Here is a 19,187-nt window from a genome sequence, read left to right as displayed (position 1 = left end):
GTCTGTCGAGAGTGGACGCAATGGGTCTGACACGGGCCGGTGCTCTTCTCGATACGGCTCTCGTCGAACTGCGTTCCATTCAACGCTCGATCGATGCGATTAACGGTGCGGGGCAGAAAGGCGATTAGCTAGTCGGAGGCTGTTCACGCCTCGCATGGCGAGGGGGTTACAACGCCGGTCTGCTTGGGCTATGTGGCCTCACCCCCAACCAGCCCGGATTGCCTATGCCGAATCAAGATTTCATCCAGATCGCCCAAAAGCTTCGACGCCTCGAGCAGATCATGGGCGGCCTTGCAGCCGATGCCGAATACAAAGCCGTTCTGTTCGAGGAATCTGGCCTTGCCAACACGGCGGAACAACGACGAATTTCTCCCAGCGAAGATCGCGGTCGCGACCCCATGAACCGCGAGACCATGGGCAGATTGCTTCTCAAGCTTCGCAACAGTCGGCATGATCATCTCGAGCCGGAACTGTTCAGCAACGCCTCCTGGGACATCTTGCTGACGCTCTACGTCGACGGTGACGCGGGCCGGAAACCACTGCCGATCAAGGCGATCTGCCAGGATGCCAAGATCCCGGTTGCCACGGGTGAGCGCTGGCTGAACCTGTTGTTCGAGCAAGGCTTGATTCGGCGGGAGAGCCCCACCCAGCAGGATGGCTTGATCATGCTGAGCCAGCCAGGTGTCGCATCCATGGAACATTACATCGATTCGGCAGGGGCAGCCATCTACGCTTTGTTCGTGGAAATGCGACTCGGTGCGGAGATGGAAGGTGACTTGGTTGCCTAAACTATTGGCGCCAGGTCATGGGAAGTGGGCGATCCGGATGGAGTTCACCATTCTGATCGCCTGCTATCTGATTTTCATGTCCGACCTGCTCGTCAACCTGACCCGCATCGTCGGCTGATCGGGCGCGATCCATCACCAATCCGCCGCGGCCGGCGTGATCGTCGCGCCGCGATGGCCGCAGCCGGAACAGCGCATCCGGGCGCCCACCTTGTCGATCTGCATCGAGGCGCGCAACCGGTGCAACTCGCGCATCAGCGACACCGCGTTCCAATCGACGGCATGCCCGCACGACTGGCACGTCACGCGGACGGCATAACCGCGCCTGGCATACTCGTTGATCGATTCGAGGCTGTACCGCGCCATCCGCGCGGGATGGAACGTTCGGAGAACAAAAGTCTAGTCCTGGAGCTTGGCTGTCCGCAAATGTCGGCAACAGGTCATGCCAGATTAAGCTCCGCGCACCTCCGTCAGAAATTTGATTGGAGACCGCCGGTCACTCCCCACCGCTGGTAGTCGAGCAGAGGTGTGTCGAACCATTGATAGTCGGCGCCCAGCGTCAGGGCCAGCCGGTCGGAAATCGGCTGGACCCTGCGAACGGCCAGGCCCAGAACGTCGCCCTTCGACGATGGCACGACGAACTCGTATTCCTGCACGGAAGTCCCGCCGCCTATCCAGGCCTGGGTATACCCCTCCCCGCTGCCGTCCTTGTAGCGGACCGTCGCGAGGTGGCTCGACGTGTTGTCCCGCCCCTCGATGGCATAGTGCGTGTAGGTGTATTTCACGAAGCCGCGATTGAAGTAGAAGGTCGGCCCGCCCGAATAGGTCATCGCATCGATGTTGCCGAAATATTCACGGTCGCTGATGCCGGCGGTCAGCACCACGTTCCTCGCAGCCTTGACCATGATCTCCTGGCCGATGATCCGGCGAGTGAAAACGGGATCGTTGCTGCCGAAACTCGCGTAGGTGCGCGAGGAGATGGTGTCGCCCAGATCGAAGTACAGATCCGCGCCAATCGAGTGCCCCTTGAAGGTCTGGTCGGGGTAGGACCGTTCGCCGATCTTGCCTTCGACCACCAGCGTGGCGCCGCCGAAGTCGTTGCTGGCGACCACGCTCCCTTCGGTCCGATCCCCCATGCCGTCCGAGTATTCGGCGTAGGTCACTTCGGCCAGCATCTCGAAGCTCTGCGCATGAGCCGCGGTGGCGGATAGAAATGTTGCTGCCATGAGATAGGCGACCGTCTTCATTGGTTGTCCCCGATGATGTTCTGGGCAAGGCGATAGCGGCCTGCCGGTAGGTTTTTCTCGATGATGATCCCCGGCCCGACGATGGTGCCGCCGGCGACCGAGCGTCCGGGCAGGATGATGCAGTGGATGCCCAGCGCGGCGTCGCGGCCGATGTGACAGCCGAGCTTTTCGCAGCCGGTGTCCGTGACCTGCCCATCGATGAGGGCGGTCACGTTTCGCTTGTCGAGCCGATGATTGCTCGTGCGCACCTGCGCGCCCAGATAGGCGGCGTCCTCGACCAGCGAGTCGCCGACATAGGATTGCGGACCGATCGCGACTTCGTCGCCGAGGACCGAACTCTTGATTTCGGCCGCAAAGCCGATCCGGCAGCCGCGGCCCAAGGCGGAGGGGCCTCGCACGACAGCATTGTTTCCGATCATGGCGCCCTCGCCGATGACGACGGGACCGCGGACAATCGCGCCTGCGCAAATTCGCACGTCGGCGCCGATGCGAACCGGTCCCTCGACGATTGCGCCGGGTTCAATCACGCATGTCGGGTCTACTTGCGTGCCGACCACCTCGCTCCCGATGGCTTCGCGTCGACGATCCAGGTCAAGCCACCACATAGGCATACCTCGTGGGCTTGTCTCGCGCGGGCTCGCGACCGGTGAGGAGGCCTTTGAGCCCGTGGACCGCCCAGATCGCATAAGAAAGGATCACGTAGAGAACCGCGAACGGCGCCAGGGCGACGAGCAGGATATTGCGGTGGTGAAGGGCGCTGATCGCAGCGATCATGGCAACGACCACGACCCAAGCCAGCGGGAAGAAGACCTTGACCGGGCTGGCCAGCCCGTGCGTTGGCACGGCATAGCTCAACGCCCAAAGGTAGGCCGCGATGCCGATCACGATCACCGCGAACATCGGCAGGATGCTGAACAGGCCGAAACGGGTCCTCAGCAGGGGCGCGTGCAACCGCATGCAGACTGCAAAGCCGACGATCCACCGGCGCCACCGCTTCCACTCGTCGACGATCGAATTGCATTCCTGCGGGAAGACGACGCACCGGTTGCAATGGCGGACGTCGTAGCCTTGGGCGACCAGCGTCCAGGTGAGGTCGAGATCTTCTACCTTGGTGCGGTCGGAGAATCCGGTTTTGCGGAGCACTTCGGTCCGGAACATGCCGCACGCGCCGGAGATGATGAACGGAGCGCCCCCGGTCAGCTGCTGGAAGGTTCGCTTGATCGCGATCATCGGGAGCTTCACCGTCGCCCGGATGTAGGGCAGCAGGCCCGCATTGCTGAGATTCGAAGAAGGGATGCCGCCGACGGCGTCGGCTCCATCCTCGATTTCGGCGAGCAGGTAGCCGAGATCGTCGCCATCTGGCGGCACGAAGGTATCCGCATCCGTCAGGAAGACCTGCTCCGCGGTCGCATATTCCAGCCCGTGCATGAGCGCGCCGCCCTTGCCGGTGTTTTCCTGGTTGACCGCAACGAGCCGCGGCCATTTTCTCGCGCACCATTCCAGGATTTCGCTGGTCCGGTCGGTCGACCCGTCGTTCACGCATATGACCTGGTTGACGTACGGATTCGCAAGAAGCGTGCTGATGGACGCCTCGAGACAGACTTCCTCGTTGTAGGCCGGTAGGATGACGTCGATCGAGCGGTGGCGGCGACTGGGTCGTTTGGCGTTGATGAGCAGATAGGCCAGCGCCGAAACGCACATGGCGATGAAGAGGAAGGTCTTCATCTCAGGCCACCAGCTTGTAGACTTCGAAGCCTTCTGCAGGGCCCGTGCCCACCTGGCTTCCCCGGAAGATCGCCCGCGCGCGGACTTCCTCCTCCTGCATGTACGATCGATGCGCCTGGCTCGCGTGGCGTCCCAAGGCCTTCACCTTGCGATCGAGAAAGCCGCCGGACACGGGTTCGAAGAAGATCGGCTGGAAATTGGGCCAGCTGCTCGGCGTTTCATAGGACAGAATCTGCCTGACAGATCGTCCGGCGATGAGCGTTGCGTCATAGACGGCCCGATGATCCTGATGCCGGTCCTGCGCATACATCGTGTAGATTCGGTCAGGGCCGAAATCGTCGATATGCCGTTCGATGATCGCGACCATCCGGCTCACGTCGGCGGGCAGCGAGGTGTCTGCGAAATGCTCGAGATGAACGTCTGTCACGCCCAGATCGGCAAGCGCTTCTCGCGTTTCCATGTGCCGGTCGGTCGAGGCGAACTGGTTGAGACCCTGCAGTCCGTCCGTCAGGATCAGCGCCCTGATGTCGCAGCCGTTCGACGCAAGCTTGGCGAGCGACGCGCCGCACCCCAGTTCGATATCGTCGGGATGAGCACCCACGGCCAGTACACGTGTCGGAATGGTCATCTAAAGCGCCCCCACAGAACCGAAAAATTCGATGATGGGCCTTATGGAGCGCTTGATATCCAGTCCCGTATAAGACCCACTATGGGATTTTACGGAGGCGCTGCGGGATCTCGCGAGACGTTAGAAAACCTGGAGAAGTGTCAATCCCGTTCGTCAGTTTTCCCCTCCCCGCATGCCGACAGGATCACCTCGCGCAGCGGCAGCACCCAGGCCAGCGTCTCGATCGTGTCGCCCCCCGACACATGCCCAACCTTCAGCGACGAGCATGGCGCGAAGCGTTCAGTCGCGGAAGGCTCCGGGGAACTGCTTGCGGAGCTCGGCCTTGGGGTCGTCGGCTGTGAGCCCGCGCATGACGCGAGCGTCAGCATCAGCGCGCACGTCAGCGCCCTTGGTGGTAATCGCATTGGCAGCCCTTTCCGATTCCAGTTTCGCCTCGGCGCGGCCGGCGCGCTCCTCGGCCGTGGGCTGGGCCTGCGACGGCAGGAACCGCCGCAGGAGCCAACCGAACAGCGCGCTGAGAAGCGCGCGGATCACGCGAACGCCGCCTTGAAGTCGTCGTAGAGCGACTGGACCAGCTGGCGCAGCACGCTCATCCCGGAGGCGATCAGGCCGTTCAGCCCGCCGTTCTCGGTAAAGGCACGATAGGCCGCGACCGCGCCGTCGAAGACCGCATTGAACTTGTCCATGCCCGACACGTCCTTGAGCGACGCCGCCGAGATCAGGTTCATGATCGCGGTGCCCAACGAGGTTTCCTTGATCAGCGCCACGGCCTTCTGCCCGGCGGTGATCGGCACGTCCTTCAGGAAGTCGAGCGCCTTTTCGCCCCACTCCTTCGCTTCCTCGATGATCGGCTCGATCGCGATCTCGATGTCGTCGATGATGCTCACTTCTCGTCTCCTTGCTCCACCGGCACGGGATGCGCCGGGCTGTTGGTCACTTCGACTGGTTGCGGGTGGCTTTCGCGCTCCTTGGCGGTGAACCAGAAGGCCATGGCGAGGTTGAGCAGGCCCTGCAGGACGATCCCCTGAGCCAACGTCTTGAACAGGTCGTTGTCGGCCAGCGTCGGCTGCTCACGGATCATCAGCAGGACGATCAGGGTCAGGCTGAAGATGCCCGCCCCCGCCACCGTGCGGGCGCGCGGCCAGCTGACCTGGTCGAGCCGCTTGTCGACGAATTGCCAGAACGTCATGCCCCCCGCTCCATCGCGGCGGCGAGCCGGGTGTGATAGCCGTGCCGGGCATAGGCCGGGCCGTTGAACCCCTGAGCAAAGGCGCGGCAGTCATCGGGATCGCGAGACAGCGCCCGCAGCGCGTCGTTCATCCGGTGCTTTTCGATGTAGAGCGCCAGCAGCTCGTAGTGCGCCTTCTCCGACTTCACCGTCGACCGGGCGAGCGCGAACGCGGACGGCAGACCGAACGTCGACCAGTGCAGCCCCAGCACCTGGAACTTGCCCCAACTGCACGCGCCGAACGCCGCATCGGGATCGACCGAGCAGGCCGCGGCCAGCTTCGCCCAGCTGCTCACATCGTACCCGCCCCACTGCGGACTGGAAAAGACCGCGGGCGAATGCTCGCCGTTGGTCAGGCGGTGGAACAGGTGCCGCTCGAACAGCATCTTGGGCCGCCCCTGCGCGTCGAAGGCCGAGCCCCCGCTCTCCACCGTCGCCACGGCCTGCAGCTGCCGCAGCGAACAGCCGAGCCTCAGCGCGAACGCGGTCAAGTCCGCCCCGGTCACCGCCGGCGCATTCCGGTTCACGAACGAAGCCAGCAAGGCCCCGCTCGACACCGGGCCGAAGATGCCGTCGACTTTCACGCCCAGCGCGGCCTGCAATTCCTTTACCGTCGTCATTCCTGCCCCTCGCGGTATTTCTCGGCGGCGATGATCCGCGCCGCCTGTTCGCGCACTTCGCCGCTGCCCTGGATGATGGCCTTCAGCCGCATCGTCTCGGCCTCGGCCAAGGCGTGCATGTGCTTGCAGTCGACCAGCTCGCGCTCGACCGTCTCGACCCGCTCGGTCAGCGAGCAGACCCGCTTCTCCAGCCCCTCGATCAGCCGCTGCGTGCTGGCGTCCAGCGCCTCGGCCCGCCGGTCCATCCGGCCGCCGACGTATTCGACGAGCCACTTGGCGAAGAAGAACCCCGCCCCGCTCGATGCGCCCACGGCGCTCCAGGCTGCGACGCCCTGCAACCACGCGTCGACGCCACCCGTCATGCGCTGACGCCGTCGCGGATCTCCGCCAGCGCCACCGCGCCGACGAGGGCGACCGAATCGTCGCTCATCGTGAATTCCTTCTGATTGGCCGCGCCGACTGGGATGCGGTTTAACTTGATATTTACCGTACTGCCGCGAAGAGATGGGCGATGGACGCCTTAACTTCGAAGCCTGATCTCACCGCCCTGCGTGGAAACGACAACCGGGGCCGCGTATATCGCGCGCCCGATACCGTTCTGCGGAGTGTACACCCCGAGTACCGGGAGCAGGCAATTGAACTGTTCGACCTGTTCGCGCGGCACGATCTCGAAGGCATGGGTTTCGTCCCCACGACTTGCCGCCCCGATGACGAATATCTGTTCGAGCACACGCCCTATCTAACGACCTTCCCGCACGAATGGCCGTCCGAGATGCTGCGCGATGCCGCAATCTTCACCCTCGACCTGTTCGAGAAACTGGACCGCTTCGGCCTCACCCTAAAGGACGCGCTGCCGAGCAACGTGCTATTCGAGCGCAGTGAACCCCGCTTCATTGACTTCCTGTCGTTGATCCATACCGCCGACCTCCCGAGCGAGGCATGGCTTGCGGAAAAGCAGAAACCTTGGGAACGCGACCTTCGCACAACCATCCTTCGGGACATGCTATTCCGCTTTTTTCTGATGCCCCTCTTCGCTTTCGCGACCCGTCGCCCTGTCTGCGCCCGACAGATGCTGAGGCATCAGTCCTGCAACCAGGGTTGGGACGCGAAGCCCTCGGACCTTTTGCGTGGCCGCGCGGCCCTTTCTGCGGCGTATCATTTGACCCGCTATCAAGCCGCAATTCTCCGCCCCCTGCCAGATGCAATCCGGGCGCTTCGCAATCTCGCGCAGTCTCTTCGCCTGCCGGCAACCGGGGCCTATTCGACTTATTATGAAGCCAAGGGCGAGGACTTCGATCTGGACGCCCCCGACACCTGGCAGGCAAAGCAACGAAGCGTGGCCGCGTTTCTCAACCTCCACCGCCCGCAGACCGTCCTCGACATCGGCGCGAACACGGGCTGGTTTTCCCGCCTTGCCGAGAAGATGGGCGCAAAGGTCATCGCCACCGACATCGACGAAGCATCAGTCAACCGGCTCTATCTCCACTCGAGAGAGGCCGGTTGCAACATAACCCCCCTGCGTATCGCCTTTGGCGAGCTGACGGAGGCCGTGCCAGACAAGCATGGCGAGACGTTCTTCACCGCTCCCGTTGACCGCCTGCAGTGCGACGGCGTTTTGATGCTCGGCCTAATCCATCACCTTTGCCTTGGCGAAGGACGGTCGATGGATAGCGTGCTCGCCACCGTCGCCAAGCTGGCCAACAAGGCCGCTGCCATCGAATTTGTCGGCCTCGATGATCCTCTGGTCGCCGGAAATCCCGGTTACTTCCCCAAGATCGCGCAGTGGTCACCCGAGAATTACAACGTCTCGCGACTTGTTGAGGCTGCGAAGAGGCACTTCCAGGAAGTGGCTGTGTCACCCTCGCATCCTGACACTCGCGTTCTGGTTACAATGACAAACTGACGCCTGACAAAGCGGGTGGCTGGGCAGGGCCTTAGGTTCGCGGTTTCACTTGATCTTTACGAAACCCGCGCAGACAAGGCGGCATGATCAAGCGATACCTGACCAACCTCTATTCCAACACTATGCAGCGGGCTTACGGTCTTGCGCGAAGAGAGATCGCGGAGGCGCACAGGCCGGGCAGCAAAATCCTCGACTGCGGCGCGGCGCGAGGCGAGCAATTCGGCTATCTTCAGCAACACAAGCCCATCACAAAAGACGAGTATTTCGGAGTTGAGTGGGAGCCGGGATTAGCCGCCGAAGCCCGGAGTAAGGGTCTTAATGTCATTCAGGGCGACCTGAATCGCCGCCTGCCTTTTGATGATGAAACCTTCGACTGTGTTTATGGCCTATCGGTCCTTGAGCATCTGTTGATGCCATGCTCTTGGCTGTCCGAATGCAAGCGCGTCCTGAAACCGGGCGGCAGGCTGGTCCTGCTCACCCCCAATATTGCCACCTATTTCACCGCCTTCAACATTCTGGCGGGCAAGATGCCTTCGAGCGGCCCTCACCCCGACAGCAACGCCCTGAACGCCACGCAGACCTACAATCTGCACAATCTCGAAGAATTGGCGGAAGGCGACACGCCCGCCCACCGGCACCTTGTCGTGTTCAGCTACAAGGCGCTGCGGAACTTCATTCGGATACTCGGCCTTGACGCGAAGATGACCGCCTTCGGTTATTATCCTTTCCCCAAGGCGATGCAGCCTATGATGGAAAGGCTAGATCCTTATCACTGTCATCAGATGGTCGTAGTGGCGACCAAGCCGATCAGCCCATGAATAGCACCGGCCACTTCAAGCCGGTCACGTTGTTCGTCATGCTGAGCCGCATCCCGTCCGCGTTCCATTGGACGAACGTCCCATCGATGGGGTTGAGCCTGCGGTGATCGCTAGTGTTGATTGCGACATCATCGCCTTCGGCAATGTCAGTCGTGGTGCCGCCCGAACCGAATACGTCCGTCGAACTCCAATGGTTGCAGTATTGAGCCGTGGAGGTGATGGACGAAAGGCCGAATGCAAACCCCTGGCCATCCGATTGGGCGCTATTGGTTGTAAGCCGGGAAACTTCCAGAGCCGCAAACTGAGGGGTAAAGCTGGGGCCCGTTATGTCGCGGTCACCGGTGCCCGATGGGCTATTCACAATACCCGCCCACGCGGTGATCGAGCCGCCGAGCGCAAGCCATCCGACGGTCTGATTTGTGGCATTGGTGGTTTCAGTCGTCGTGAACGTCGTTGATCCGACGGCAGTAATGGACGATCCGCCTGTTGCGAACTCCCCTTCAAGCGCCCGCCCGAGTGTGTCCCTGCTTGCTCCAAGCGAATGATAGCAGCGGTTTTGCCTGATCGTCGTGCCATCATAGGACGCCATGCTGATAAGCACCTGCGCGGCGACAGTATCGCCACTATTCCAAGTCGAATCATTAGGTGAGGCGAGAAATATGGCCTTTGCCTGGAAACCCGGGCTGAATGTGCTGGTCGAGGCATTGGAAAGCGTTTTCGTGCCCGCAGCAGCTTGCAGTCCCGTCCCGCCGAAAAACTCGAAGGTCATGAATGATGCGGAGGCACTGCCAGAATGACTTAGACCCACGCCTCCAGCTACAAACCCGGTGGCAGTCACGGTTCGATCCGTGCCCGCAGCGAAGGCTCGGCAGACTATCCCTGTGTCTGCCGATCGCTCCAATGAACCATCCCTGTTGGCCCACGCCGTCTGCCACTGGTTCGTGCCATCGTAGCATCCGATAGAGCCGCGAACCTGCGACGAGCCGGAAACGGGCGTAGCATCGGCGGCAGCGCCGTTATGGATGACCCGCATCGCCTTGGGCGTCCAAGTCAGGCCGGGAACCGAGATCGTTTCCGTCCCTGCCGACGCTGGCATCAGCGTGCGATAGGTCCGCACCCAGAACGCGGGTTCTGCGCCGCCGCCGAAAACAAACGGGTTAATCAGAGACGTCATGTGCGGGTGCCGATCAGATAGACCTTCAGGCCAGCCCCAGCCACGGTGGACCCAACGCCATCAATGTCGATTGTCATCTCCGCATCATCGGCCAGCGAGGAATCCGAAATCACCGCAGCCGTTGCCGCCGTCGTGCTGGTCTTTTCGCTCGCATCGATGGTCAGCTTCGTGGACAGGATCGACACCCCGCCTTCGTTGATGTCCACCGTCAGAACCGAACCGGTCGGGGCCGTGGTGACGCTTGCCCGCACCGCCGACAGGGTAAAGGCGTAGGGCATCCGAAACGTGACTTTCGCCGTTCCGGCGGCCAGGGCCGTGGTTTCATCCGAACAAGCGATGACGATGCTTTCGGTCGGCTTCACCGCGGACGAAATGACCGCCAAGCTGGCCGTATCGCCGCCGTCGTTATTGGTGAAGTCGATGGTCGAACTGTCCTGCACCATCGCGGCGAAAACATCGCGCACCTGCTCGTCCGTGTAGGCATCGGGGATCGTCGCGACTTCGGCATAAAGTTCCGTGAAGTTGGCGTTGATCTTCTCACCACCCGCACGCAGATCGTCCCCGGTGTTGTCGTTCGGGCCTGCGCCCAGATTGATTGTCTGCTGCGCCATCAGCTCATGTCCCATTTCCAAAGGGTGCTATCGAATTTGACGGTGCTGCTGTCGAAGGTCGTCGCCGACTGGACCAGCAAGGGCCGCCGGACGCCATCGACGCGGCGGTAGATGATCCGCCCGCCCGCGTGCAGAACCCGCATCATGACTTGGTCACCGTGATCGTCCAGGTGCCCAGCACCGTCGTGTTGTCGCTGCTCCGCGCGGTGACGGTGAAGGTCGCTGTGCCGGGCGTGTCCTGCCGGAAGGTGATCGAGGTGCCCTGAAAGCCGGAGGCGAGGCTGGCCGACGCGCCCGAACTGCCCGATTTGGTATAGACCCACCGGACCAGGTTGCTCGCGCTCAGCGTGACGCTCTGCCCGCCATAGCTGCCCGGCGCAGGGCTGAAGGTCGTGGCAATGTCGCGGCTGATCGTGATGTCGGCCTGATCGCTGCCGACCGTGCCGACCGAATCGGTGACGGTCAGCTCGTAGGTCGCCTCGCGGCTTTCGCCATAGGCCAGCCCGGTTGCGGTGAAGGTCGGGGTCTCGGTCGTCTCGTCCGCGATCGTGATCGCATCGCCCGACACTTTCGCCCAGGCATAGCTGTAGGGGGGAACGCCGCCCTCCACGTCCACCGACCTCGACGGGTACGTGGTGCTGAGCGTCGAGGCCGTGCCGCTCCGGGACCGGTTGGCGAGCGAAACCGAAAGCGCCGCGGCGCGCAGGAACGTCACCGTCACCGTCGCCGTCGTCACCGTGTCCGTCGCCGCGTCGGTCACCGTGCACAGGAAGTAGGCGGTGCGGCTCTCCCCGATGCTCATCCCCGCCGCCGTGAACGTCGTCGTCGCCGCCGCCGGGCTGTTCGCCGTCACCGTTCCGCCCGACAGCTTCGTCCAGGCGTAGGAATAGGGCGCGGTCCCGCCGACGGGGGCGGCGGTCACCGCCTCGCTGGTCAGGCTCGCCGTGCTGCCCACGGTGGAGCGCGAGACGGGCGAGACGGACACGGCGAGGTCCACCGCCGCCTCGTCCGTCGGATCGCCGAAGAAGGGCGGTGCGAACATCAGACCGCGAAGCCCTTGCGAATCGTGCCGTAGATCAGCCCGTTGCGCACCCGGTAGCTGAGGATGTCTTCGGCGTTGGGCGCGGTCGACAGCACCCCGCCAACGGCCACACCGCCCGGGAAGCGCCAGTTCGTGTCGTAGGTCGCCTCGCGGCCGCCGGTGGCGTCCTGCGTCAGGGCGATCTCGCCCCACATGCCGTCGATCGCGTTGACCGGGTTTTCGAGCATGATGTCGGCGGTCAGCGGGCCGATCACGAAATTGCGGCCCGTGGCGAAGTCCAGCTCGAGCGACGCGGCATAGGCCACCGCCACCTCGTCGCCTGCGGCGTAGAGACTGGCCGGGGTCAGGCCGACGTCGGTGGCCGTCCCCGCCCGCACCTGCGCCGCCGTGGCCGCGCCCAGCGCTTCCAGATTGGCCCTCGCATCGTCGGCGTTGCTCGCGCCCGTGCCGCCATCCTCGACCGACAGTTCGGTCCCCAGCCAGTCGTCGCCGTTGATCGTGTCGCGCATCGCCAGCGCGCCGGCCTCGATGCCGCCCGCCGTGATGTCTTCTGCCGAGACGTTCAGGCCGATCGCCCAATCCGCGAAGGTGCCCGCCCCTGTCACCGACAGCACGTCCACCGTCAGGTCCGGGTGCGTGTAGTCGGTGATCGTCGCCAGCATGTAATTGTCGGCATCGGCCGAGATGATCACCGACTGCCCGGCCACGAACGACGCCTCGGTGTCGAGCTCGAACACCAGCGTCCCGGTGCCGATCGCCACTGACGTCGCGCTGGTCGAGCTCAGCGCGCCCGCCATCAGCTGCGCGATGTAGGCGATCGCCGCGCGCAGCTGCGTCACGAACAGCACCAGCCAGGCGACGAAGGCGTCGGCCTTCGACGCGAAATCGACAGCAGCTTCGCCCCGCACCGGCGCATCGGGCGGGGTCGTAATTTCCGGTGCGGCCATCAGGTCAGCCCCTCGATCTCAATGTTGCAGATGGAATAGGTCGGGTACTCGATCGCGATCTTGAACTCGCGGAAGAAGCCGACGACGGTCGAACTGGTGTAGGTTTCGGCCGGGATCCACACGACGGGCGTGGCGCGGATGCCCGCCAGCGTCTTGTAGACGGGATCGACCCGCGGCTTTTCGATCAGGACGCGAGCGCCAACCGTGCCGGAATAGGGCCGCTCAGCCACGAACAGGTTGCCGAAGTCGTCCGCTTCCTTGAGGCTATAATCGGTGATCCCGATGCCCATCCCGCGCTCGGTCACACCCAGGTCGACAAGCCGCCCGATCGCGAACCAGCCCACGCCCGCCGTGGCATCGGCATAGTTGACGGTGATCCGGACGGTCGTGTTGTAGTTGTTCGGCAGGTCGGTGAGGACCAGCTTGTCGTTGATCTCGATCGCCGCGAAGAAATAGTCGTACCAGTTGTCGATGCCGTCGACGGAGATCAGCGGATAGTTCTCGTCGTAGAGCGGATTGCCATCCGCATCGGTGACGACGACGTCGACGTCCGTGCCGGTCAGGTTCAGCAGCGCCAGGCTGTCCGCCCGCCCCGTCACGTCGATGGTGACGTCGACCGACCCTTCCTGCACCGTGCGCGTGCCGACTTTCTTGTCGAACATCGCCCACAGGTTCGTCGGGCCCAGCTCCAGCCATTCGGCGGGATTGTCGGCGGGGGTCTTGCCGGTGTTGCCCGCCAGCGCTTCATAGGCGATGCCGGTGCCGTCCGACTGGATCACGCGGACCTGGTCCGTCTCGACATAGGCCGTCGCCGCATCCCACACCGGCAGCGTCTCGGTGACGTTGGTGTCGATCAGGTTCTCGCCGGTGATCTCCAGCGGCAGGATGATCTTCATGACGCGGTCGTCGCCAGCGCAACGCCGTTACGGCTGACCCGGCGGATGAGCGTCGCGGTGTCGATGCTGGCCAGCGCACCCGCCTCGATCGCGGTGTGCAGACGCTCGAGCAGCTCGTTGTTGCGATCGAGGCGCGGCGCCAGGTCGGCATTCGTCTGCGCCGGCGCGGTCTGCGCGATCACCATCCGCTCCAGCGCATCCTCGATCGACAGTGCGGTTTCGTTGAGCTGGATGAACTGGCTGACCTGATCTTCCAGCGCCTCCAGCTGCGCCTGCGCCTCGCTGACCATGCCGTCGGCCGCGCCGATCGCGGTGTCGGCGTACCGCGCCACGCGGGCCACGTCGCGCTGGTAATCCTGCAGCGAGCTGGCCTGCCGCTTGGCGACTTCGAGGAAATCCTGCCCGACGCCGGGCAGCAGCCCCAACGCGTCCTTGTCGCCCAGAGAGGCGAGCCCGCCGACCCGCTGCAGCTCGGCCAGACGGCGGGTGTAGGAGCTCGTCGCGTCGTCGGTCTGGTAAAGCCCGTCGCGGAATTCGCGCAGGGTAGCCGCTAGGTCGCCGAACGTCTTGATCGTTGCGTTGAGCTCGCCGCTCTGCCGCTCCCACGCCTCGACGAGGTCCTGATGCGCCCAGACCTGCTGCTGCAGCGTCCGCAGCGACGAATCCATCGCCGCCAGCTCGGCCGCGCGCTGCATGGCGGTGGCCTCCAGCGCGCGGCCCTGTGCGTTGAGCAGGTCGACCTGCAGCTGCGTACGCTGCGCCTTCAGGGCCTCGGCCAGCGCCTTCAGCGCCTCCTTGTTGGCCGCGGCGGCATCGGCGGCATCCTTGATCACGCCGAACTCGTCGGCCAGCTCCATCAGCGCGCCGTAAAGTTCGGGATTCGTCAGCGCGTCGGTGGCCTCGACCAGCTTCTTGTATTCGGCGACGGTATCGACCGAACCCTTGCCCAGCGGGGTCAGGACATCCTTGATCGTCTGTTTGGCGAACTTCAGGTTTTCCGCGTCGGTGTAGAACGTGGAGCGGTAGTTCGCGCTGATCTGGTCGATGAGCGCCTGCTGCTGCCGCGTCATCAGCTCCTGCAGCTGGCCGAATTCCTCCGCGCTGGCCCCTGCCTCGGTGAAGATTTCCTTCAGCTGGGCGAAGCGGTCGGCAATGTCCTCCAGCCCGACGACGAGGGGGCTGGTCATCGCCTTCAGCTCTCGGAACACGCCCTCGAACGCGAGCGCCTTCTGCAGCTGGGCCTCGAACTCGCCCTCCTTCTGGAGCAGCGCCTGCGTCCCGGCGCGAAGGCCCATCAGGGCCCCGTCCTTGATCGCATCCTGGATGGCGAAGGCGATCGCTGCGGCGGAATCCTCGCCGAACCCGATCGCGCCGTTCTGCTTTTTGAGGCTGGTGCCGTTGGTGTTGACGCGGAATTCATCGCCGCGAACGCCGATGGTGGTGTTGAAGCCGCCGCTGAACGTGCCGCCGAGAGCCTTGGCGATGTCGCCCAGCCCGGCCATGACCGAACCGGCCAGATCGCTGGCAATGCCGTAGTTCTTCGAATCCTTGCCGCCGACCGTGAAGGCACCCGCCCCCGTCAGGTTCGCGCCCGCCGACCGGTTGGGCGACAGCAGCCCGCCCAGCGCCGAGCCGAGGATGCCGCCCGCGATGGCTCCGAGCGGACCGCCCAGCTTGCCTGCAAGCCCCCCGATGGCCTTGCCCAGCGCTTCGCCGGCGACCTGGCCCAAAGCGCCGCCAAGGGCGGAACCGAGCTTCTGCGTCGTCGACTGCTTGCCGAGCAGACTGCCGGCCAGCATGCCGGTGCCGGCGCCCTGCAGCAGATTGGTCATCGTCTGCGCGAAAGGTCCCGTTTTGCCGAAGACGCGGGACAATTCGGTCCCGATCGTGTTCGCGATACGGTCCCCGGTCTTCTTGCCGTCGATCTCCTCATCAAAGAAACCGCCCGTCTTGATGTTGAGGATCTGACCGAGAACGCCGCCCACGGCAGAGGTGTTGCCGGTGAATATGCCGAGCAGGCCGCCGATCGCATCGCCGACCTTGCCGAGATTGCCGAGCAACCCGATCATGTCCCGCAGCTGGTCGTTGAGCAGCTCCGCTTCCTCGGCGGTCCGCCGGAGCTCCTCCGCCTTGTCGATGTTGCCTTTCCGGATCGCGTAATATTCCTTCCAGGCGGCGTTCACGTCGCTGATGCCGTCCTTGGCCCACTGGGCCTTCATGGCCTGCTCTTCGAAGGCGAGCGCCGCCAGCTCGCGTTCCGGACCGACCTTGCCCAGTAGGGCCAGCTCCTGTTCCAGCGGCACGATGACGTTCTGGCGCCAGTCGGCCTCTGCCTGCGCGCGGGTCAGCCTTTCCCACTCGGTGACGTTCGTCCGGATCGCGGCGGCCTCTTTCTGAAGCGCCCCGGCCTGTTCCTTGGACAGACCGGCGACGATCGCCTTTTCCGCGGCGAGCGCCGCGGTTTCGGCTTCCATGCGCTTGATCTCGATCGCGGCCTTCCCGAACTGCGCGATTTCCTTCTCGAGCGAGGCGTTGAAGCCCTGTGCCGCCTTCAGGGCGCGGTCATAGGCCCTGGCGAGCTCGTCGATTTCCCGGGACTTGCGTCCAGCGCTACCCGGCGAATCCGGACGGTCCCCGATCAGCTCGCCCGCCTGCGCCCGCATCCGGTCCTGAAACCGCTTCTCCGCGGCATTGCCGACCGCACTGGTGAACGCGCCCCAATAGTTCGTCTGCGCTGCGTCGAACGCGGTCGTGAAGGCGTCCGCAGCGCCCTTCCCCGCCCCGGCAAATGTGTTCTCGATCATCCCGATCTGCGGAGCGGTCAACGTCGCGATGTCGACGCCGGGCAGCGTGTTCGCCGCGTTGATCAGGGCGTTGATGCCGTTCACCGCCATCTGCACCATCTTGTTGATGGCCGCGATGGTCGCGTTCGCCGCGTTCGTCGCGATGTCGCCGATCGCGCCGGGCAGGCGCGACCAGGTCGCGCCGATCGCGTTGAACCCGCCGACGAAGAAACCGACGACATTGTTGATCAGCTTGGCGCCCTCGGCGTTCATGTGGGTGAACCACTCGTCGAACCAGCCACGCGCGGCCGTGACAGCCGGCCCGATCACATCCCAGATGCCTCCGGAAACGACATCCCAAGTGCCCAGGGCGACGTCGCCAAAGGTGACCGTTGTATTCTCCAGCTCCTTGATCTCGTCCGCCGTCAGGCCAAGCGAGCGGATGAAGGCATCGGTGCCGGCGCTGTCGTTGAGCGAGTCTGTGAACTGCTTCATCTGGTAAGCGCCGGCCGCAGCACCGACCGCAAACACACCGAAACGCGCGGCACCAGCGCCGAGACGCTGGACCAGTCCGCCGACGCTGAGCTCGGCCTGCTCCATGGCGTCCTTGATCTGCGGCCCCTGCTGGACAAGCGCCATCATCACGCCGCGAAGCGGATCGCCCGACTGCGCTGCCATTGCGAACTGAACACCAAGGTCCTGCACCTGGAAGCCCAGATTGCGCAGGCCGAAGGCCGTCTTGCCGGACGTCGTGTTGATGGTGTTGGAGGTGCCTTCAAGCCGCTGGATCTCGGCATTGGCCGCGCGCAACCGGTTCGCGACGTCGGTCAGGCCCCGCGATTCCGCCGCCAGCGCCCGCTGCTCGACCCGCATTTCGCGGATCTCCTGGGCGGTCTTGCCGAATGTCATGGCCTGCCAGTCGAGCTGCTTGATCATGCGCTCGGCCGCGCTCTCCGCGATGCGGTTGCTGCGCGACAGGCTTTCCATCTCGCGCGTGTAGGCGTTGCCGAACGCCTTCACCTCGGCCGTGCTGCCGGAAAGATTGACCATGCCGGACGTGGCTTTTTCGATCTTCGCCGCCTCCGCCACCACCTTCGCCTCGGTGGTGTCCATAACGGCCTGCAGCTGCTGCAGCGATTCGAACGAACCTCCGGTGTCGATCGCGAAGCCGACCTCAAGTGAAGGCATACCTTCCACGTGCACGTGTCCTTTATCGGTCGATCTTCTCAGCCCACGGCGGCGGGCTGTTTTCGCTGTCGGATTTTCGCTTCTGCGAGAGATACGCGACGGAAAGTTCGCGGATCAGCGTGGCTTCGAAGGCCGACAGCGGCACACCCGTCGCTGCCTGCCATTCGTTGATTTCACGCCAGCTCAGGGGGCTTTCGCCCATCCCGTTCTCTTCGGTCAGGCCGATCTCGAACAGCCATTTGATGACGTGGGGCGCCGGGTTGGGCGGCATCGCCGCGACAATCCCGTCGTCCTTGAACCGCTCGATCCTGCGCCGCCCGTCGTGTTCGGACCGCTTGCTGCCCTCGCGCGGCTTCGGGACGGCGTTGAGCCATCCCAGATGCCGCACGTAGAGCGTCAGTCCTTTGCGGAGGCGGCCTTGAAGTTTCCCTCGGTCTTCACCGCCTTGGTGACCTGGTCACGGAAGTGCACCGATTTCGGGTGTGCGTAGAACGCCTCGAACTTCTCGATATCGGGCATGCCCTTGGCGGGCGGAAAATCGAAATTCTCGAACGAGACGGTGATCGCGGCCAGATCCTCGGCGGCTTCCTTGGCGCGCTGTTCGGCAGGCGCCGGGGAGAGCTTGCCGTCGTTCTCCTGCATACGCTTCAGCGCGCGACTGGTCTGCCGCTCCTCGATCACCGAGAACTGCTTGGAACCGGGGCCGTAGACGACGATGCGAACGGGGTTGCCGTCCTTGTCGTAGAGATACTCGCCGTCCAGCCCCTTGAGGTGAATCGCGGCGGTGTCCGCAGGAAACTGCGTCGTGATGTCGAACATGGTTTTGCCTTTCGCGGTAAGGTGCACTGACCCATCCCCGCCAACCGCGATGGTCGGAGAGGGTCAGTGCATGGGAACCGGCGCGCGGCCGCCGGGAAAGGGGTCAGGGGGCGGCGACGCGGATGACTTCGGTGCAGGCCTCGATCGTCGGCGACGCCGTGATGACATCGCTGGCCGAGCCGATGCTCTCCGGCATGCCGAAAACCGGGCCCTGGAAATAGCGGACTGCGCCATCGGCGCGGGTGATCTTGAACGAGTAGAAGGCATTCGTGCCGTCTTCCGACGCGGTGCGCAGCAGCGCCTGGCCGGCATCGTCATCATCCAGCGCGATCGACGGATTGAGCGAGCCCTCATCGCGCGGACCCTTCAGCTTGAGCTTCGGGCCATCGAGCGGCTGAAACTCGACCTTCTCATAGGAAGAGCCGATGTCGCCCAGGTTGCTGACGTAAGCGACCTCGGTATAGGTCAGCGCGGCATAACCGGCCGCATCTTCGGTGGCCGGGTTGGCGGCCGAAAGGGCGAGTTTGGAGCCCGCCGCAGTATTAACGCCCATCGTAGTTCTCCTCAGTGGCGGGCCGGGTCACCCGGCCGGAAATACCCGCGCGGTCGGGTAGCTTGTGTCAGGCCGAGGTCTTGATCAGGCCGGCGGCGAGGAAGTTGGCGTGCTCACCCTCGGTGAATTCGGCCTCCTTGCCCTTGAAGAAGCGCTTCTTCGTGCCCGCGTCCCTGAAGTCCTTGACCGGAACTGCCTTGATCGTCTTTGCCATCGTCAT

General features: G+C 63.9%; 25 protein-coding genes. 4 read left to right on the top strand and 21 right to left on the bottom strand.

From position 1 onward, the window contains the following. Nucleotides 1-224 precede the first annotated feature (224 nt). A complete protein-coding gene (locus J2X37_RS10840) occupies nt 225-788 on the top strand; it encodes a hypothetical protein (protein WP_310021046.1) in 564 nt (187 codons plus the stop codon). Continuing rightward, nucleotides 781-906: a hypothetical protein gene (locus J2X37_RS10835; protein ID WP_310021044.1), complete on the top strand. Its 126-nt coding sequence runs from the start codon at nt 781-783 to the stop codon at nt 904-906. The genes J2X37_RS10840 and J2X37_RS10835 overlap by 8 nt, the downstream gene beginning before the upstream one ends. Nucleotides 907-920: 14 nt before the next feature. On the opposite strand, the gene J2X37_RS10830 is transcribed toward J2X37_RS10835, so the two are convergent. The 10 genes from J2X37_RS10830 to J2X37_RS10785 form a co-directional block, all read right to left on the bottom strand. Further along, nucleotides 921-1,151: a hypothetical protein gene (locus J2X37_RS10830; protein ID WP_310021042.1), complete on the bottom strand. Its 231-nt coding sequence runs from the start codon at nt 1,149-1,151 to the stop codon at nt 921-923. Nucleotides 1,152-1,255: 104 nt separating this feature from the next. Beyond that, a complete protein-coding gene (locus J2X37_RS10825) occupies nt 1,256-2,032 on the bottom strand; it encodes a YaiO family outer membrane beta-barrel protein (protein ID WP_310021039.1) in 777 nt (258 codons plus the stop codon). Continuing rightward, nucleotides 2,029-2,589 carry a hypothetical protein gene (locus tag J2X37_RS10820; RefSeq protein WP_310021037.1) on the bottom strand — a complete coding sequence of 187 codons (561 nt, stop codon included), beginning with the start codon at nt 2,587-2,589 and terminating at the stop codon, nt 2,029-2,031. Before J2X37_RS10820 ends, J2X37_RS10825 begins: the two co-directional genes overlap by 4 nt. Nucleotides 2,590-2,623: 34 nt before the next feature. Continuing rightward, entirely contained in the window at nt 2,624-3,757 is a 1,134-nt protein-coding gene (locus J2X37_RS10815) for a glycosyltransferase family 2 protein (RefSeq protein WP_310021035.1), read from the bottom strand. Between the two features lies 1 nt (nt 3,758). Continuing rightward, nucleotides 3,759-4,385, bottom strand: coding sequence for a PIG-L deacetylase family protein (locus J2X37_RS10810; protein ID WP_310021033.1), 627 nt, complete (start codon nt 4,383-4,385; stop codon nt 3,759-3,761). 279 nt (nt 4,386-4,664) lie between these two features. After that, the gene (locus tag J2X37_RS10805) at nt 4,665-4,919 is read right to left on the bottom strand and encodes a hypothetical protein (protein ID WP_310021031.1); all 255 of its coding nucleotides are present in this window, start codon (nt 4,917-4,919) and stop codon (nt 4,665-4,667) included. Continuing rightward, a complete protein-coding gene (locus tag J2X37_RS10800; RefSeq protein WP_310021029.1) occupies nt 4,916-5,272 on the bottom strand; it encodes a hypothetical protein in 357 nt (118 codons plus the stop codon). The genes J2X37_RS10805 and J2X37_RS10800 overlap by 4 nt, the downstream gene beginning before the upstream one ends. Continuing rightward, the gene (locus J2X37_RS10795; protein WP_310021027.1) at nt 5,269-5,574 is read right to left on the bottom strand and encodes a hypothetical protein; all 306 of its coding nucleotides are present in this window, start codon (nt 5,572-5,574) and stop codon (nt 5,269-5,271) included. Before J2X37_RS10795 ends, J2X37_RS10800 begins: the two co-directional genes overlap by 4 nt. Beyond that, nucleotides 5,571-6,233: an N-acetylmuramidase family protein gene (locus tag J2X37_RS10790; RefSeq protein WP_310021025.1), complete on the bottom strand. Its 663-nt coding sequence runs from the start codon at nt 6,231-6,233 to the stop codon at nt 5,571-5,573. The genes J2X37_RS10795 and J2X37_RS10790 overlap by 4 nt, the downstream gene beginning before the upstream one ends. Next, complete coding sequence (locus tag J2X37_RS10785) at nt 6,230-6,595, bottom strand: hypothetical protein (protein ID WP_310021023.1); 366 nt, start codon at nt 6,593-6,595, stop codon at nt 6,230-6,232. The genes J2X37_RS10790 and J2X37_RS10785 overlap by 4 nt, the downstream gene beginning before the upstream one ends. Before the next feature lie 149 nt (nt 6,596-6,744). On the opposite strand from J2X37_RS10785, the gene J2X37_RS10780 reads away from it, so the two are divergent. Beyond that, a complete protein-coding gene (locus J2X37_RS10780; protein WP_310021021.1) occupies nt 6,745-8,136 on the top strand; it encodes a class I SAM-dependent methyltransferase in 1,392 nt (463 codons plus the stop codon). 83 nt (nt 8,137-8,219) lie between these two features. After that, the gene (locus tag J2X37_RS10775) at nt 8,220-8,954 is read left to right on the top strand and encodes a class I SAM-dependent methyltransferase (protein ID WP_310021019.1); all 735 of its coding nucleotides are present in this window, start codon (nt 8,220-8,222) and stop codon (nt 8,952-8,954) included. On the opposite strand, the gene J2X37_RS10770 is transcribed toward J2X37_RS10775, so the two are convergent. From J2X37_RS10770 to J2X37_RS10720, 11 genes are all read right to left on the bottom strand, one after another. After that, on the bottom strand, nt 8,944-10,128 hold the full coding sequence (locus tag J2X37_RS10770) for a hypothetical protein (protein WP_310021018.1): 1,185 nt from the start codon (nt 10,126-10,128) through the stop codon (nt 8,944-8,946). The genes J2X37_RS10775 and J2X37_RS10770 overlap by 11 nt on opposite strands. Beyond that, nucleotides 10,125-10,739, bottom strand: a complete 615-nt coding sequence (locus J2X37_RS10765; RefSeq protein ID WP_310021016.1) for a hypothetical protein — start codon at nt 10,737-10,739, stop codon at nt 10,125-10,127. The genes J2X37_RS10770 and J2X37_RS10765 overlap by 4 nt, the downstream gene beginning before the upstream one ends. After that, nucleotides 10,739-10,885, bottom strand: a complete 147-nt coding sequence (locus J2X37_RS10760) for a hypothetical protein (RefSeq protein WP_310021014.1) — start codon at nt 10,883-10,885, stop codon at nt 10,739-10,741. The genes J2X37_RS10765 and J2X37_RS10760 overlap by 1 nt, the downstream gene beginning before the upstream one ends. After that, on the bottom strand, nt 10,882-11,781 hold the full coding sequence (locus J2X37_RS10755; RefSeq protein ID WP_310021012.1) for a PKD domain-containing protein: 900 nt from the start codon (nt 11,779-11,781) through the stop codon (nt 10,882-10,884). Before J2X37_RS10755 ends, J2X37_RS10760 begins: the two co-directional genes overlap by 4 nt. After that, nucleotides 11,781-12,728, bottom strand: coding sequence for a hypothetical protein (locus J2X37_RS10750; RefSeq protein ID WP_310021010.1), 948 nt, complete (start codon nt 12,726-12,728; stop codon nt 11,781-11,783). Before J2X37_RS10750 ends, J2X37_RS10755 begins: the two co-directional genes overlap by 1 nt. Next, nucleotides 12,728-13,624, bottom strand: coding sequence for a hypothetical protein (locus J2X37_RS10745; RefSeq protein WP_310021008.1), 897 nt, complete (start codon nt 13,622-13,624; stop codon nt 12,728-12,730). Before J2X37_RS10745 ends, J2X37_RS10750 begins: the two co-directional genes overlap by 1 nt. Further along, nucleotides 13,621-17,595 (bottom strand): hypothetical protein, encoded by a 3,975-nt coding sequence (locus J2X37_RS10740; protein ID WP_310021006.1) that lies wholly within the window; start codon nt 17,593-17,595, stop codon nt 13,621-13,623. The genes J2X37_RS10745 and J2X37_RS10740 overlap by 4 nt, the downstream gene beginning before the upstream one ends. A gap of 22 nt (nt 17,596-17,617) precedes the next feature. Beyond that, on the bottom strand, nt 17,618-17,983 hold the full coding sequence (locus tag J2X37_RS10735; RefSeq protein WP_310021003.1) for a hypothetical protein: 366 nt from the start codon (nt 17,981-17,983) through the stop codon (nt 17,618-17,620). Nucleotides 17,984-17,991: 8 nt separating this feature from the next. Continuing rightward, a complete protein-coding gene (locus J2X37_RS10730; protein WP_310021001.1) occupies nt 17,992-18,414 on the bottom strand; it encodes a hypothetical protein in 423 nt (140 codons plus the stop codon). 103 nt (nt 18,415-18,517) lie between these two features. Continuing rightward, on the bottom strand, nt 18,518-18,967 hold the full coding sequence (locus tag J2X37_RS10725) for a hypothetical protein (RefSeq protein WP_310020999.1): 450 nt from the start codon (nt 18,965-18,967) through the stop codon (nt 18,518-18,520). 67 nt (nt 18,968-19,034) lie between these two features. Continuing rightward, nucleotides 19,035-19,181, bottom strand: a complete 147-nt coding sequence (locus tag J2X37_RS10720; protein WP_310020997.1) for a hypothetical protein — start codon at nt 19,179-19,181, stop codon at nt 19,035-19,037. Nucleotides 19,182-19,187: the final 6 nt, after the last annotated feature.

Source organism: Croceicoccus sp. BE223 (genome assembly GCF_031457155.1).
GTDB lineage: Bacteria > Pseudomonadota > Alphaproteobacteria > Sphingomonadales > Sphingomonadaceae > Croceicoccus.
This window is presented reverse-complemented; position numbering and strand designations above follow the sequence as displayed.

Bases quoted from the DNA above. Each gene is read 5' to 3' on its own strand.
- J2X37_RS10840 (WP_310021046.1), top strand. From the start codon at position 225: ATGCCGAATCAAGATTTCATCCAGATCGCCCAAAAGCTTCGACGCCTC.
- J2X37_RS10830 (WP_310021042.1), bottom strand. From the start codon at position 1,151: ATGGCGCGGTACAGCCTCGAATCGATCAACGAGTATGCCAGGCGCGGT.
- J2X37_RS10825 (WP_310021039.1), bottom strand. From the start codon at position 2,032: ATGAAGACGGTCGCCTATCTCATGGCAGCAACATTTCTATCCGCCACC.
- J2X37_RS10815 (WP_310021035.1), bottom strand. From the start codon at position 3,757: ATGAAGACCTTCCTCTTCATCGCCATGTGCGTTTCGGCGCTGGCCTAT.
- J2X37_RS10810 (WP_310021033.1), bottom strand. From the start codon at position 4,385: ATGACCATTCCGACACGTGTACTGGCCGTGGGTGCTCATCCCGACGAT.
- J2X37_RS10795 (WP_310021027.1), bottom strand. From the start codon at position 5,574: ATGACGTTCTGGCAATTCGTCGACAAGCGGCTCGACCAGGTCAGCTGG.
- J2X37_RS10790 (WP_310021025.1), bottom strand. From the start codon at position 6,233: ATGACGACGGTAAAGGAATTGCAGGCCGCGCTGGGCGTGAAAGTCGAC.
- J2X37_RS10785 (WP_310021023.1), bottom strand. From the start codon at position 6,595: ATGACGGGTGGCGTCGACGCGTGGTTGCAGGGCGTCGCAGCCTGGAGC.
- J2X37_RS10780 (WP_310021021.1), top strand. From the start codon at position 6,745: ATGGACGCCTTAACTTCGAAGCCTGATCTCACCGCCCTGCGTGGAAAC.
- J2X37_RS10775 (WP_310021019.1), top strand. From the start codon at position 8,220: ATGATCAAGCGATACCTGACCAACCTCTATTCCAACACTATGCAGCGG.
- J2X37_RS10770 (WP_310021018.1), bottom strand. From the start codon at position 10,128: ATGACGTCTCTGATTAACCCGTTTGTTTTCGGCGGCGGCGCAGAACCC.
- J2X37_RS10765 (WP_310021016.1), bottom strand. From the start codon at position 10,739: ATGGCGCAGCAGACAATCAATCTGGGCGCAGGCCCGAACGACAACACC.
- J2X37_RS10760 (WP_310021014.1), bottom strand. From the start codon at position 10,885: ATGATGCGGGTTCTGCACGCGGGCGGGCGGATCATCTACCGCCGCGTC.
- J2X37_RS10755 (WP_310021012.1), bottom strand. From the start codon at position 11,781: ATGTTCGCACCGCCCTTCTTCGGCGATCCGACGGACGAGGCGGCGGTG.
- J2X37_RS10750 (WP_310021010.1), bottom strand. From the start codon at position 12,728: ATGGCCGCACCGGAAATTACGACCCCGCCCGATGCGCCGGTGCGGGGC.
- J2X37_RS10745 (WP_310021008.1), bottom strand. From the start codon at position 13,624: ATGAAGATCATCCTGCCGCTGGAGATCACCGGCGAGAACCTGATCGAC.
- J2X37_RS10740 (WP_310021006.1), bottom strand. From the start codon at position 17,595: ATGCCTTCACTTGAGGTCGGCTTCGCGATCGACACCGGAGGTTCGTTC.
- J2X37_RS10730 (WP_310021001.1), bottom strand. From the start codon at position 18,414: ATGTTCGACATCACGACGCAGTTTCCTGCGGACACCGCCGCGATTCAC.
- J2X37_RS10725 (WP_310020999.1), bottom strand. From the start codon at position 18,967: ATGGGCGTTAATACTGCGGCGGGCTCCAAACTCGCCCTTTCGGCCGCC.
- J2X37_RS10720 (WP_310020997.1), bottom strand. From the start codon at position 19,181: ATGGCAAAGACGATCAAGGCAGTTCCGGTCAAGGACTTCAGGGACGCG.